At 56.4% G+C, this 14,876-nt stretch carries 11 protein-coding genes and 1 pseudogene; 6 read left to right on the forward strand and 6 right to left on the reverse strand.

Going from position 1 to position 14,876, the window contains the following annotated elements:
* Positions 1-36: 36 nt before the first annotated feature.
* Entirely contained in the window at positions 37-588 is a 552-nt protein-coding gene (locus tag AC5S3R_RS09060; RefSeq protein ID WP_494266699.1) for an RNA polymerase sigma factor, read from the reverse strand.
* Between the two features lie 458 nt (positions 589-1,046).
* Between AC5S3R_RS09060 and AC5S3R_RS09065 the strand changes: the two genes are divergently transcribed.
* Positions 1,047-3,989, forward strand: a complete 2,943-nt coding sequence (locus AC5S3R_RS09065; protein WP_494266700.1) for an ATP-binding protein — start codon at positions 1,047-1,049, stop codon at positions 3,987-3,989.
* The gene (locus tag AC5S3R_RS09070) at positions 3,982-5,418 is read left to right on the forward strand and encodes a sigma-54-dependent transcriptional regulator (RefSeq protein WP_494266701.1); all 1,437 of its coding nucleotides are present in this window, start codon (positions 3,982-3,984) and stop codon (positions 5,416-5,418) included. The genes AC5S3R_RS09065 and AC5S3R_RS09070 overlap by 8 nt, the downstream gene beginning before the upstream one ends.
* 17 nt (positions 5,419-5,435) lie before the next feature.
* Here AC5S3R_RS09070 and otsB read toward each other — a convergent pair whose 3' ends face one another.
* Both otsB and AC5S3R_RS09080 read right to left on the reverse strand, forming a co-directional pair.
* On the reverse strand, positions 5,436-6,290 hold the full coding sequence (otsB, locus tag AC5S3R_RS09075) for a trehalose-phosphatase (protein WP_494266702.1): 855 nt from the start codon (positions 6,288-6,290) through the stop codon (positions 5,436-5,438).
* 28 nt (positions 6,291-6,318) lie between these two features.
* Positions 6,319-8,643 (reverse strand): alpha,alpha-trehalose-phosphate synthase (UDP-forming), encoded by a 2,325-nt coding sequence (locus tag AC5S3R_RS09080; RefSeq protein ID WP_494266703.1) that lies wholly within the window; start codon positions 8,641-8,643, stop codon positions 6,319-6,321.
* A 247-nt stretch (positions 8,644-8,890) separates the two neighbouring features.
* On the opposite strand from AC5S3R_RS09080, the gene AC5S3R_RS09085 reads away from it, so the two are divergent.
* From AC5S3R_RS09085 to AC5S3R_RS09100, 4 genes are all read left to right on the forward strand, one after another.
* Positions 8,891-9,664 carry an MlaE family ABC transporter permease gene (locus tag AC5S3R_RS09085; protein WP_494266704.1) on the forward strand — a complete coding sequence of 258 codons (774 nt, stop codon included), beginning with the start codon at positions 8,891-8,893 and terminating at the stop codon, positions 9,662-9,664.
* Positions 9,664-10,497, forward strand: a complete 834-nt coding sequence (locus AC5S3R_RS09090) for an ABC transporter ATP-binding protein (RefSeq protein ID WP_494266705.1) — start codon at positions 9,664-9,666, stop codon at positions 10,495-10,497. Before AC5S3R_RS09085 ends, AC5S3R_RS09090 begins: the two co-directional genes overlap by 1 nt.
* A 78-nt stretch (positions 10,498-10,575) precedes the next feature.
* Positions 10,576-11,754 carry an acyl-CoA dehydrogenase family protein gene (locus AC5S3R_RS09095; protein WP_494266706.1) on the forward strand — a complete coding sequence of 393 codons (1,179 nt, stop codon included), beginning with the start codon at positions 10,576-10,578 and terminating at the stop codon, positions 11,752-11,754.
* Between the two features lie 47 nt (positions 11,755-11,801).
* A complete protein-coding gene (locus AC5S3R_RS09100) occupies positions 11,802-13,100 on the forward strand; it encodes a metal-dependent hydrolase family protein (RefSeq protein WP_494266707.1) in 1,299 nt (432 codons plus the stop codon).
* Between the two features lie 5 nt (positions 13,101-13,105).
* Here the strand turns inward: AC5S3R_RS09100 and AC5S3R_RS09105 are convergent, their stop codons facing one another.
* From AC5S3R_RS09105 to AC5S3R_RS09115, 3 genes and pseudogenes are all read right to left on the reverse strand, one after another.
* Positions 13,106-13,306, reverse strand: coding sequence for a hypothetical protein (locus AC5S3R_RS09105; protein WP_494266708.1), 201 nt, complete (start codon positions 13,304-13,306; stop codon positions 13,106-13,108).
* 30 nt (positions 13,307-13,336) lie between these two features.
* Positions 13,337-14,488, reverse strand: a complete 1,152-nt coding sequence (gene mqnE, locus AC5S3R_RS09110) for an aminofutalosine synthase MqnE (RefSeq protein ID WP_494266709.1) — start codon at positions 14,486-14,488, stop codon at positions 13,337-13,339.
* A gap of 185 nt (positions 14,489-14,673) precedes the next feature.
* Positions 14,674-14,876: pseudogene (locus AC5S3R_RS09115) on the reverse strand (hypothetical protein); the annotation flags it as partial.

Consider the following 14,876-nt stretch of genomic DNA (forward strand, 5'->3'; position numbering starts at 1 on the left):
TCCTCACTCTGTTTCTCTTCCAACTCCACTGCGGGCTCATCGTTTGCCCCCCAGTTCCGTACGTACGCGTCCCAGGGCTCGTGAGAGATGCGCTTTGACGGTTCCATCGCTGAGTCCCGTCGCTGCGGCAATCTCGGCAATCTCCATCTCTTCCACGTAGCGGAGCAGGAATACCGTTCTCTGCCTTCCGCTCAGGTTCTCCACCGCGCGCCACACATGGCCCACCTGTTCCCGCGCCAGCAGTTGCTGCTCCGGAGAGCTTTCGTGGCTCGGCAGCCAGTCGCTTGCCTCGTCGGCATCCACGGCGTTGGTGCGTGTGAGCCGCCAGAACTGCATGCGGCGGTTGCGCCAGTGGTCCTTCAATATGTTGATGGCAATGCGCATCAGCCACGTGAGCGCACTTGATTCGCCACGGAAACCGGCCCAGTTGCGGTGTGCCTTCAGCAGGCACTCCTGGGTCAGGGTCTCCGCCAGATCCACGTCACGCGTGGAAGAGAGCAGGAACCGGTAAATCTGCGCACGATAGGTGGCGGCGATATGCGCGAAGTCCTCTGCGGCAATCGCTTGTGCCGATGCCATCGTGGTCATAGGTTCAAGTACGGTTCCAGCTGCCATCACTTTGATAGACGGACACATTTACGCCAAGTTTACAGCGCGCTCACATCCGAAACACGAATGCGCGGTTCCAAAAGATTCGCGGCGCTTAAAAATTCCATCGCTTCTTGTCGCAGAAACTGCCATACTGTCAAGAACAGGCTGCCCCGGTGCTCGCGGAACAACTTCAAGCAGGACCGCACGTTATCAATTTGCGTAGACGCCTCTTGTTTTACGGATACCGCCTATTGTTTTTTGCATCTTTCGCGCAGCAGTGAGAAAATATCTGAAACAACGCCGTGCTTGAAACGTCCTTATCTTGTGCAGTGTCAAGCAATTGGCGTGACGTAGCGGACCATCTGCCGTAACTGCAGCAGCATGGCAATCAACGTGCTTCCAAGATATTTCCGGGGAGTTGTTCCCCGGCCTTTTGCAAGTCCAGGTACCTCACGATGGAGACGAATCTTTCCAACCGGCTGCAGGCGATGCTGCTGGCTGTCTTTACGGCGGCCCTGGTACTGCTGGCTGTGTGGAATTTTCGCCAGGAGGGCACCTTCTCCCAGCCGGATGACGGCGTGTGGTGGCGCGAAGCTCCGAATGGCGCAGGCCTGATTGCGCAACGCGTTCTTCCCGGAAGCCCCGGCGCTATTGCCGGAGTGCAGGTGAACGATCTGCTGACCGACGTGGATTATGCCCCGGTTGCTCAGGTGGATGAGCTGGAACGGCTGCAGTCTGGTTCGCACAACACTACTTTCACAACCCATGTGCCGGTAGCTCACGTGGCGGACCTGGAACGTGCCCTGTATCGCGTTGGCGCTTTCGGGACTCTGGGCTACTCCATTACGCGCAACGGCTATGCGTTTGAGACGCCGCTGCCGGTAATTCCCGCGCCGGTGGACCGCAGCCTCTTTGAGGCAGAGCGCGTTATCGGGCTTATCTATCTGGCCATTGGTTTATATGTGCTCTTCCGCCGCTGGACAGCGCCGCGAGCCATGCACTTCTATCTCTTCTGCCTGGTGTCGTTCGCTCTCTATGCGCTGAAGTATACCGGCAAGCTGGACGTGCTGGACTGGACGGTTCTGTGTGGCAACCACCTTGCCGAGGCTCTGCAGCCGGCGCTCTTTCTGCACTTTGCGCTCAGCTTTCCGGAAGAACGTTTGCGCAAGAGCGGTCGCAAGTGGGTTCTGCCTTTCATCTACGCGCCGGGAGCGGCTGTTCTGGGGCTGTGGGTGTGGGCTATTACGCGCTGGCAGGCGTCCGGTCTGCTGTCGCATCGTCTGGACCAGGTAAGCACTTCCTACGACGCGCTCTTTTATCTGCTGGCTGCGGCGCAGTTCCTGTGGAGCTATCGCAGGGCCGACCAGCCTCTGCTGCGCCAACAGCTCAAGTGGCTCACGCGCGGTGCGCTGCTGGCGGTGCTGCCGTTTACGTTGCTCAACGCAATTCCCTTCCTTCTGGACCTGCGCATCCCCACAATCATCACGCGGCTGGCGGGGCTTTCGCTGATCCTGTTACCGCTGACGTTCAGTTGGGCCATCATCCGCTACCGGCTGATGGATACGGATCTCATCTTCAAGCGCGGCGTGGCTTACACGCTGGCCACCGGAGTCAGCCTTGGCGGATACTTCGGACTTGTCGGCATGGTTGCAGGCGTTGCGCATAACCGTCTGCCTGCGGCGGTTCGGGATTACGGCGAGGCGCTGGCTGTTGTACTGGTGCTGGCCTTCTTTGAACCGCTCAAGCGCCGCATCCAGGGATGGGTGGACCGCATCTTCGACCGCCACCGCTATGACTATCGCAAGGCGCTTGTGGAGTTTGGCCGCGGCCTCAACTCAGAAACCGATTTGAATGCGCTGCTGGCTTCGATTGTCGAACAGCTTCCGCGCACGCTGCTTGTCTCACGCGTTGCTATCTTCCTTGCAGGGGACAACGGGCAACTGAAGCTGGCTGCGAGTCATGGACTTCCAGCTGAAGTAAAAACCGCACAGAGCAATGGCGGCTCTCCGCTGGATCTTGGCTTTCTTGACTTCGACGAAAATCAGCACACACATATCTTCCTTGAGAATGCGCAGCAGGCCCTGCACCTGCCGGAAGAAGAGCGCAAGACAGCGGCGCTGCTTGATCTTAACTACTACCTACCTTGTCGAGTGCAAGATGGAAGTGTTGCGCACACCATTGCTGTTATCGGTCTTGGCCGCACCATCGGCGGTGACTTCCTTTCAAGTGAAGATGTTGAGCTGCTCGAATCCCTCGCCAGCTACATTGGAATCGCGCTGCAGAACGCCAGCCTCTATACCCGCCTGCAATCCAAGATTGATGAATTTGAGCGTCTGAAAGAGTTCAACGAAAACATAGTTGAATCCATCAACGTGGGCATCTTTGCGATTGACCTTGAAGACCACATCGAGAGCTGGAATGCGCAGATGGAAGCGATGTATGCGCTGAGCCGCGCTGAGGCTCTTGGTCAGGACCTGCGCAGCGTCTTCCCTGTTGAGTTTATGGATGCGCTCGACCAGTTCCGCAATGAGAGCGGCGTGCATCATCTCTACAAGTTCCGCCTGACTACGCGTGCTGGCGAGCCGCGTACGGTGAATATTGCTGTGGCTCCGCTCATGTCGCGTGATTTTGTTTCAGTGGGCCGCATCATTCTTGTCGATGACATCACCGAGCGTGTCTCTCTCGAAGCGCAACTTACGCAGGCAGACAAGCTCAGCTCCATTGGTCTGCTGGCTGCCGGTGTGGCGCATGAGATCAACACGCCGCTTGCTGTTATCTCCAGCTATGCGCAGATGCTGACCAAGCAGCTCAAGGATGACCAGCGGCTGAGCCCTGTGCTTGCGAAGATTACGCAGCAGAGCTTCCGCGCGGCGGAGATTGCCAACGGCTTGCTGAACTTCTCGCGCACCTCAACGACGGAGATGCGCGCCACAAATCTCAACGCTGTCATTCGCGATACGCTTTCGCTTCTCGAACACCAGTTCAAGACAGCGCAGATTGATGTGGATCTTGAGCTTGCGCATGACCTGCCGGAGATTAACGGCAATCCCGGCAAGCTGCAGCAAGTCTTCCTCAATCTTTTGTTGAACGCGAAGGACGCCATGCCCGGCGGTGGCCGTCTGCGCGTAAACACGCTGGCCAACGGTCATGTAGAAGCGATTGTGAGCGATTCCGGTTCCGGCATTGCACCCGAACACCTCAAGCGAATCTACGATCCATTCTTTACGACCAAGACCATTCCCAAAGCGGATGGCAAGCGCGGCACAGGCCTTGGCCTGAGCGTTTCTTACGGAATTATTCAGGAGCACGCGGGCAAGATTCATGTGGAAAGCGCCGTTGGCTCCGGCACAACGTTTCATCTTGAGTTTCCCCTGATGAGGAAGTCGGTACATGCCTGAAATCGATCTGCCCTTTAACACCTCCACATCCACGCCGACGGGTACAACTACAGCACGCATTCTTGTGATTGATGACGAGGCGGGCATCCGCGACTCGCTGGAAGTGCTGTTGACGCTCGAAGGGTACTCGGTGAAGATGGCGCCGGATGGCGACCAGGGCCTGCGTATGCTCGAGCTTGAAACCTTTGACTTGATTCTGCTCGATCTTGCACTGCCTGGACGCACAGGGCTTGAGCTGCTGCCTTCCATTAAGGAACTGCATCCGGAAATCCCTGTCATCATGATTACGGCTTATGGCACGGTAGATAACGTTGTCGAGGCTATTCGCGCCGGTGCAGACAACTTTGTACAGAAGCCGTGGGATAACGAAAAGCTTCTTGCTGACATTCGCTCCGCTGTTGCGCGCCACAAGGCAGAAGAAGAGAATCTGCAGCTCAAGCGCACGCTCAAGCAGCGCTACAACTTCACCAACATCGTTGGCAAGAGCGAAGCGATGCTGCGCATCTTCGATCTTGTGGCGCAGGTTGCACCAAGCCGTTCTACGGTTCTGATTCAAGGCGAGAGCGGCACAGGCAAAGAGCTTATTGCGAAGGCGATTCATGCGAATTCGCCGCGCAAAGACAAGCCTTTCGTGCCCATCAACACTGGCGCCATGCCCTCGGAACTGCTGGAGTCCACACTCTTTGGTCACGTGAAGGGCGCGTTTACTTCGGCGATTGCTTCCAAGAAGGGCTTGTTTGAAGTTGCCAACGGCGGCACGCTCTTCCTTGATGAAATCGCAACAATGGGCATGGACACGCAGGCAAAAATACTGCGCGTATTGCAGGATAAGCGATTCATGCAGCTTGGCGGCATCCAGGAAATGCAAGTCGATGTGCGCATCATCGCCGCAACCAATATCGATTTGCGCCAGGCAGTGCGCGAAGGCAAATTCCGCGAAGACCTCTTCTATCGCCTCAACGTCATCACCGTTGAGCTGCCGCCGTTGCGCTCCCGCCGCGAGGATATTCCGCCGCTTGCACAGCACTTCCTCGATATCTACTCGAATGAAAACGGTCTGCCGCAACGCAAGCTCTCTGCCGACGCACTGCGCGCTCTCGTTGATTACGAGTGGCCCGGCAATGTGCGCGAGTTGGAGAACTCCATCGAGCGCGGTGTGGTACTTTCTTCCGGTCCCGTCATCGGTTCAGACCTGCTACCGGGCCACATCACGGGCCGCAGTTTTCAGGATGCACTGCTTGAGCACAATCCCAACGCTTCCCTCTTCGACATTCTTGAAGACATTGAGCGACGCATCATTGTGGAGAAGCTGGAACGCTGCAACTGGAACCAGACCGATGCTGCAGAGCAGTTCCGAATCCCGCTCTCTACGCTGAATCAGAAGATCAAGCGCCTGAATATCGAGATTCGGAAACGCATCCGCGAATAGTTCTTACTTACAACTAATCAGCTTGTCAGCGCCTGCAGAAATGCAGGCGCTTGTTTTTGCTCGCGGCTTTTTGGAGCTGCTCTCAGCCAATGCTTCAAGAAGCTGCGAAGTTCTGTAGGAGGACGCAACCATACCTCAGCGTCCGTTTGACGCATCTCCCGTTTCACCAATGCGCTCAGGTGTGGCCCCTCGTATGCGTTCACTGCGCGGAAGGCTGCCTCATCTGTGTAGTCATCGCCGAGATACGCAATCGGTGTGCCTACTGGAACTTCCGCAGCCAACGCCTGCACTGCATCGCCTTTGTCTCGTCCGGCGCGCAACTCAAGGCCATTCTCAAATTCCAGCAGCTTCAAGCCGGGCTGCGTAGCGAATGCCCCAAAAATCTCCCGCGTGCGCTGCTCAATAAAGCGAGCCGTGCGCGGTGAGGCTCCACGCCAGTGCATGACTGCCGCGTTGGGCTTGTCTTCAAACTCGCCGCCAAGATTATTGTGCCGCAGATATTCCCGCAGCTTATCGAGCATGCGCTGCGTCTCCGGCGTGGGCTGCTCCAACTCATGCCGGCCATCCGCATGCAGACGTTCCGAGCCATGCAGGCCCCACACTTCCACCGGCTGCTCCACTACAGGAGGCACTCCGCGCAGCAGCGGAGAAATCTCTTTCGCATGGCGGCCCGTAATCACCACAATGCGCGTCTCGCTCTCTGCCTGGATACTGGCAAGCACTTCGCGCACGCCCTTGAAGGGATGCGCTTTCATGCGGTCCACGCGAAATGGAGCAAGCGTTCCGTCATAATCGAGCAGCAGCAGCGGAGCAATATCTTTCGTAAAGCCAGCAAAGAAGCATTCCAAGCGGACCTGTGTTTCTTGTGTCATAACAACCTCATTATTGAATTCCCATAATTTATGCGCTCATACGGCGCGGCTCATCTTCCGCATGCGTCAATACTGTTTCATGCGGCGCTGTAGTTGTACCATCCGCGTTCTCAATGTGGAGATCGCGCAGGTCTCCTAAGACGGACGCAGCCCAGCGGTAAACGTTGTTTTCCATCACCTGGCGGCGCATGCGCCCCATGCGATGCTTGCGTTCGTCATACTCCATCTCAAGTCCATGGTGCATTGCTTCCGCAACGCCATCAATGTCATACGGGTTCACAATCAGCGCATCGCGAAGCTCAACGGCAGCTCCTGTAAATTTGCTCAGGATCAGCACGCCGTCTTCATCGCTGCGCACGGCAAGATACTCCTTCGCTACAAGATTCATACCGTCATGCAGCGAAGTCACAAGACACACATCCGCCACGCGATACCATGACGCAACTTCTTCATGGCTTGCCTGACGCTCAATCAGGATTACAGGTTTCCAGTTCTGCGTGGCAAAACGTGCGTTAATGGATTGCACTTTTTCTTCCACGCGATTCTTCAAATCGATATAGCTCGGAATACGCGTGCGGCTTGGTGCGGCAATCTGCACCATGGTCACATGCTCGCGGTGCCACGGATGCTCTTCCAGCATCCGCTCAAAGGCCATGAGCCGTTCCACAATGCCCTTGGTGTAATCCAAACGGTCCACGCCAAGAATGATGCGGTCCGCATGCGCTCCGAATGGACGCAGAAGGTCTTCCAGCGCCATGCTCGGAACAACGCGGCTATCCTTGTTTGCGTCCGTAGCCACGCTGATGGGATACGCACGCACCGTAGTTACATGCCCGCGACGGCGCACACTCATCTGCTCGCGGTTGGTACGTGACTCCAATGCACGGTCCACCGTATCGAGGAAGTTGTTGCAGTGCAGCGGAATGTGGAAGCCGATCAAATCCGCACCGAGCAGCCCATCCAACAACTCCGCTTGCCATGGGCAGATGCCGAAAGCTTCCGAGTTGGGCCACGGAATATGCCAGAAGATTGCCACACGCGCATCGGGACGTGCGTTCTTCACCATACGCGGCAGCAAAGCAAAGTGATAATCCTGCACAAAGACAATCGGGTCTTCACTTCCCTCCATCTCATGCAGCAGCGCATCGGCAAATTTGCGATTGACGGACTTATACGTTTCCCAATCCGCAGCGCGGAAGATAGGACGCGTATGCGCGATGTGGCACAGTGGCCACAGACCTTCATTCGCAAAGCCATCATAGTAGCCCGCTTCTTCTTCCGGCGAAAGCCATACGCGGCGCAGCGTGTAACGCGGATCATCGGGCGGAACACGCAGGCGGTCGAACTCATCTACCGTTGCGCGGTCTTCACTACCACTTCCAAATGCAACCCACACGCCATCGCATGCGCGAAGAATTGGCTCAATTGCCGTTACCAATCCACTGGGAGGAACATGGCAGACAACTTCCTTGCCTTGCCGCATGTGAATATACGGCTCGCGATTGGAGACAGCGAAGATGCGGCTGGTGCCAGTCTTGCGGCTCACATGCGCAGTCAGACGCTCAGCGGTCCAAAGACTCTCACCGGCATCGCGCAAACGCGCTTCTGTAGCCGCCGCAGCACGCGCTTCAATGAGGCTTTCGGTCATTGTCTCCATCTCACGCGCAAGCGGCTTGAAGAGGCTCATTTCCGGAGCAGCGGTGTGATCGTCCTCTTCGCTTTCTCCCAAACGCAAACGGCGCAAGCGCTCCGCAAGACGATTTGCAGGCCGCATCAGGAACCAGCTAATCATCAGCGCGGTAACGCCAACAATCAGCAAGACTGAGGCAGAGGTGCGCCAAAGAGTGTGACTCCAGACCACGGCGCTGTCCGCACGAATAGCGTTTGCATCTTCAAAGATGACCAGCGCGCCGGCCATGTTGTCATCCACGTGCAACGGCACTACAGCTTCCAGCCAATCAAAGCTTCCCGTGTGGCTGAAGAGAGACGAATTGGTTCCACGCTTCAACGTGGTTTCAATCGGGCCCGGACGAATTGCATACAAGGCCGCAGCCGGTCCGGTAGCGGCAATCAACCGCCCCTGTCCGTCATACATGGCCATGGCAAGCGCAGAACCGTGCCGATTCAACTCATTCAGCAACGGAAGAAATACGTCGGATGTTGGCGTTTGCTGCACGGCCAACATCTGTTCCAGCATGGGCTGCATGCCAGTGCCTAGCGATATCGCTCTGCGCTCCAACTCCACGCGCAAAATGTGTTTGTGCGCCAGCACCTCAAAATACGTGGAAGCCAATGACACCACGGTAATGCAGGCTGCAAGGGCGAGAATCAACTGGAGACGAAACGAACGCATCCCAACCCTCCATAAAATAAAATAGATACAACAAATGGAATACAAGCGCCATGCAGGGTCGGTCGCACTGGCGCAGATATTTAGTACTTATATTAGATGCACCAAAGTGCGCGAACGCTCACACGAAAACGCAAGGCTTGCAAAATCAGGCACCTGCGTGGAGTGTTTCCGTCTCATCTCCCCGCTTATGCGGCCAGATGCGCTATGCTCTAGGGAGAGCAACACGTTCACGTACTATACGCATACGATGGCAATCGAGGCAATCGACAAGGCAGCCAAGAACTTCGTGTTGACAGTGCAGGACTACTCCCTGTTCGTGCTGCGCGCTGTCTTAAATTGTTTCAGCCCGCCCATCTATTGGACAGACATTATTCAGCAAGCCGATATCATCGGCTTCGGCTCCACCATCATCGTTGTCTTTGCGGGATTCTTTACAGGCTGCGTGCTCGCAATCCAATCCGCAGCCACACTGGCACAGTTTGGAGCAACGGCAGTCACAGGCCGCTTCGTAGCCATGTCTATGATCCGCGAGCTCGGCCCCGTGCTGACCGGGGTCATGGTCTCCGGCCGCAACGCTTCCTCCATGGCCAGCGAACTCGGCTCCATGGTCGTCACCGAGCAGATTGATGCCATGCGCGCACTCGGCGTGGACCCAATGCGCAAGCTGGTCACACCGCGCATTGTGTCCACGGTCATCATGCTCTTCTTTCTCACTATCTTGTCTGATTTCTGCGGCATTCTAGGTGGCGCAGCTGTCACCATCTTCATGAACGGGCAGAACGGCACGCAGTACTTCTCCATGGCATACCAGTTCCTGCACTATCCGGACATTCTGCAGGGGCTTGTAAAACCGCTTCTTTTCGGTTTCATTATTGCGTCCATTGGATGCTTCTATGGCATGAAAACCTCAGGTGGCACGCAAGGCGTGGGCATATCCACTATTCGCGCTGTCGTCTTTGCATCCGTTCTTATCATTTTCGTTGACACCCTGGTCAGCACCATCATGCTCTCGCTCTTCTAATGGACCAATTACTTACATCTCCGGCGCCAACAGCGGCACAGTCATCCGAGCCTGTAGTTGAGTTTCATCGCGTAACGGTCTCGTTTGATGGCCGGCCTGTTCTCGACGATGTGAGCTTTACTGTCGCCCCCGGAGAGACGCGCATCCTGCTTGGCCCCGCGGGAGTGGGCAAAAGCGTACTGCTGAAAACCGCAAGCGGACTCATCACTCCGGACACTGGCAGCGTATCGTTGTTTGGCGAAAACATTACCGGCCTTCCGGAACGGCAGTTGTTTTCTGTGCGTGCGCGTACAGGAATGGTCTTTCAGGAAGGCGCGCTCTTTGATTCGCTCTCCGTGCGTGATAACGTTGCCTACCAGTTGATCCAGGAGAAAGTATCGGACGAGGAGATTGACGCGCGTGTGCATGAGGCGCTGAAGTTCGTCGGCCTTGAGCAAACTTTCTCGCTCTTTCCCGGCAGTCTTTCCGGCGGCATGCGGCGGCGCGTGGCGATTGCGCGTGCGCTCATTCATCATCCTGAACTGTTGCTTTATGATTCGCCAACCGGCGGCCTTGACCCTGTTACCTCGACCACCATCATTGAACTGATCGTCAAGCAGCGCGACTTCTACAAGACCCCATCGCTGCTGGTAACGCACCGCTTGCAGGATGCGTTTACCATGTGCACGCACCGTTTTGATTCCGATAAGAATGCGATGGTGCCGTTGCCCGAAGGCACGACCGATCCCAACACAACATTCCTGATGCTGAATGAAGGACGGTTGATTTTTGATGGCTCGCTGCATGAACTGGTGAACAGCAAAGACGAGTTTGTTCGGGAGTTTCTGGAGTAATAAACTGTACCTTCCGCGTATGCCGTGCTCTCTGCTAGCCTTGGCCTTCGGCATTTTTCGTATAAGAACGGGTGCGCAATGGGTTTCAAATTTCAAGGCGTAGATTTCCTTCACCTCGATGCAAGCTTCAGCGAAGATGAGCTGCTTGTTCGCAAGACGGCACGCGAGTTTGTAGACGACAACCTCATCCCTCTCATTGAAGATTGCTTTCGCGAAGGCCGTTTCCCACGCGAACTTGTGCCTCTGATGGGTGAGCTTGGTTTCTTCGGCGCCAACCTTGAGGGCTATGGCTGTGCAGGGATGTCGAACGTCGAATACGGCCTCGTCATGCAGGAGCTTGAGCGCGGCGATTCCGGCTTTCGCAGTTTTGTGAGCGTGCAGTCGGCGCTTGTTATGTATCCCATTTACACCTTCGGCTCCGACGAGCAGAAAAATACGTGGCTGCCCGCGCTCGCGAAAGGCGAAAAGCTGGGCTGCTTTGGGCTCACGGAGCCTGGTTTCGGTTCCAATCCTTCTGGAATGACAACGACCGTGCGCAAGTCCGGCGATGAGTACATTCTGAACGGCGAGAAGATGTGGATTACCTCCGGCTCGATTGCGGATGTGGCCGTCATCTGGGCCAAGGTGGAAGACGAAGAAAATCGTGTGCGTGGCTTTCTTGTGGAAACAGACCGCCCCGGCTTCTCTGCAAAAGACGTGCATGGCAAGTGGTCTCTGCGTGCTTCAGTAACGAGCGGCTTGTCGCTGCAGGATGTTCATATTCCCACATCGAATCTTCTGCCCGGAAGCGGCGGCTTAAAAAGCCCGCTCATGTGCTTGAATCAAGCGCGTTATGGCATTAGCTGGGGCGCGATTGGCGCAGCGATGTCGTGCTATGACACGGCGCTGCAGTACGCAAAGCTACGTAAGCAGTTTCACGATCAGCCCATTGCCAGCCATCAGCTAGTGCAGGAAAAACTTGTGTGGATGGTGAGCGAAATCTCTAAGGCGCAACTGCTGAGCCTGCATGTCGGCCGCCTGAAAGACGCCGGTACCGTCGGCCATGAACACATCTCCATGGCCAAGCGCAACAATGTGTGGATGGCACTCGAAACAGCGCGCATGGCCCGCGATATTCTTGGCGCGAACGGCATCACGGAAGACTATCCCGTGATGCGCCATGCGATGAATCTCGAATCCGTGAAGACCTACGAGGGTACGCACGACATTCATGCGCTCATTCTCGGCCAGAACATTACGGGAATCGCCGCTTTCTAACGAAAACATTATCGACAAGCCGAGGCAGATGCGGCATATTCATAACTATGCCCACACTTTCTGTCGCTCTTCGCAACGTCCTTCTGTCTACATGCGCTCTTACGTGCGCCGCGTCTTTAGCTGCACAACAGACGGCTCACGCGCCGATTGTTCTGCATGCAGCGCGACTGCTGGAAGTGGCGACTGGCAAAGTGCTGACGCCGGGCGAAGTTCTGGTGGACGGTGAACACATTCGCGCTGTTGGCTCTTCCGTTGAGCATCCTGCTGGAGCAAAAGTCATCGACCTCGGCGACACCACACTGCTGCCCGGCTTGATTGACGCGCATGTACATCTCTTTCTGCATCCCGGCGCGGAAGACCTGCAGACCGTCGAGGAGTCTGTGCCGTGGCGCGTGATTCTTGCGGAGCAGGCCGCGAAGGCTGACCTGCTTGCTGGCTTCACTGCTGAACGTGACATGGGCACAGAGGGCGCAGGCTCTGCCGACACAGCGGTGCGCAATGCAATCAACAGGGGCATCATTCCGGGGCCGCGCATGCGTGTGAGCGGCAATGCTATCAGCGTGCTCGGCGGGCATGAGGATGCAATTCACTTCAACCCGGCAGAGCATATCTCATCTAACGCAGACTATGCGAACAATGCCGCGGAGCTTGTTACGACTATTCGCCAGCAACTGAAAGAAGGCGCGGATTTCATCAAGATTTACGAGACCGGCGCGGACAGCTTGCAGCATGGGGAGTTCCATTCCAACTACCAGTACACGCAAGCAGAACTGGATGCCGCCGTTGCGGAAACAGCGCGAATGGGCACACGAGTAGGCGTGCATTGCGAAGGCGAACCGGGCGCACTGTACGCAGCTAAAGCGGGCGTGGCCTCGATTGACCATGCGGACCAGCTAAGCGAAGAGACCATGCGACTGATGAAGGAGAAGCAGATATTTGCCGTGCCTACCTTTGCCATCCAGGAATACTTTGCTGCTCATGCGGCGAGTGAGCAAGGCGCGCGCAGGGAGAAGATGCTCATCGATTTTCATGCGGCGGAGTTCAAGAAGCAGATTGCCGCAGGCGTGCCGTTTGCTGTTGGCTCGGACGTGGGACCGTTCCCGCACGGAACGCAGGCGCGCGAGCTGGAACTGATGGCGGAGTATGGAATGAAGCCGCTGGCTGTGCTGCAGGCTGACATGCTGAACGGCGCAAAGCTGCTTGGCTGGGAAGACCAGATTGGCCAGCTCAAGTCCGGCTATCTCGCGGACGTTATCGCTGTAGACGGCAATCCGCTTGATGACATCAAGGCTGTCGAAAAAGTTCGCTTCGTAATGAAGGGCGGCGAGGTGATACGGCAGCCGTAAGGCCGCTATTTCCCCGTCTTAGCACGATTCAATTCAATCTTGTGGAGTGCTCGCTGGTAGCGCTCCGGCTTCACTTCAGCCATCGAGTCTTCTACGCCCTTGCGATACCCACCGAGATAAATGGAATAGAGGATCGCCAGCGAGCAACCAATGCCCCAGAAAAACCCGCAGGCTAACCCTATAATTACGGCTGGCCCGAAGCTCATCGTTCGTCCTCTCTTCCCTTTTCCGTTAGCTTAAACAGCCACGACAAAGCTGTCTTCCGTACGCGTCACGGAGTGATACAGCGTATCGCGCTCGACAGGCACGCGGCCAGCTTCTGTAATCAAGCGGGTCAGTTCCTTGCGCGTCATACCCTGCGGCGTCGTTGCTCCGGCATCGTGGTAAATCTTCTCTTCAATCACTGTGCCGTCGAGGTCATCCGCGCCAAAACGCAGCGCAATCTGTGCGATCTTCGGAGTCAGCATCTGCCAATACGCCTTGATGTGCGCAAAGTTGTCGAGCAGTAAACGGCTCACGGCAATCTGACGGATATCGGTAAGCCCCGTCGTCACCGGCAGATGGTCGAGCGGAGTATTCTCTGGATGAAATGCCAGCGGAATGAATGTCTGGAAGCCCTTCGTCTCATCCTGCACTGCACGCAGCTTCAGCAGGTGGTCCACGCGGTCTTCATCATTCTCAATGTGCCCGTAAAGCATTGTCGCGTTCGACTTGAAACCGTGCTTATGCGCAAGCCGCGCTGTCTCCAGCCACTCCGCGCCATCAATCTTGTGATCGCAGATGATGGAGCGAACATGCGGCGCGAAAATCTCGGCTCCGCCACCAGGCATGGAATCCACACCGGCCTCTCGTAGCTTCCCCAACGTTTCGTCAATCGAGAGCTTGGCGCGGCGCGCAAGAAAGGCAATCTCCACCATGGTGAAGGCCTTGACGTGCACTTTTGGAAAGCGCTCCTTGAGCCCTTTCACCAGATCAAGAAAATACTCAAGCGGCAGGTCCGGATGCAGGCCGCCGACAATGTGGAACTCCGTCACCGCTTCTGAATAGCCGGAGGCTGCCGTCTGCCACGCCTCTTCGAGAGCCATCGTGTAACCGACAGGGTCGTCCTTCTTGCGGCCAAAGGCGCACAGCTTGCAGGCCGCCACGCAGACATTCGTGGGATTGATATGGCGGTTCACGTTGAAGTACGTCACATCGCCATGCAACTTCTCACGCACATAGTTCGCCAGCCACCCTGCGGCCAGCACATCCCTGGTTCCGTAGAGTGCAACGCCATCTTCAAAACCCAGCCGTTCGCCCGCAAAGACCTTCGCAGCAATCGGTTCGAGCTTTGAATCATAGGTATGGAAAGAGTGCTGCTTATTCGACGAGTGAGTTTCTGCCTGCATATCTTAATGATACAAAACTCTCATCGCATGGAGCCACTGCTCACTTCACGCGCCACGCAGCCTAAGCGGGGCTTCCGTTGCTCACCTCAAAGATACCACCAAGGACAGCCTTAGACCATCCCTCTCAAACGGCCGCGAGGCTGACCATTAGGTCAGCCTCGCGGGGTGATGCGTTTCGGGTTAGGTTACTTCTTCTTGTGGTGGTGGACCGGCTTGGCGCCGAGCGCTACGCGCTTGATCGGCTTCACCACCGACTCATCCACTGGCGTCGTGCCCGGGACATCCGAGGTGAAGTTCGCACCCGCTGGGACAAGGTAATCTTCCACCGTCTGCGAGTCCGAAGTGCCCGTCGCTACCGAGATACGCGATGCGTCGATGCCCTTCTCTT

This window comes from Occallatibacter sp. FHG110214_02 (assembly GCF_059115385.1).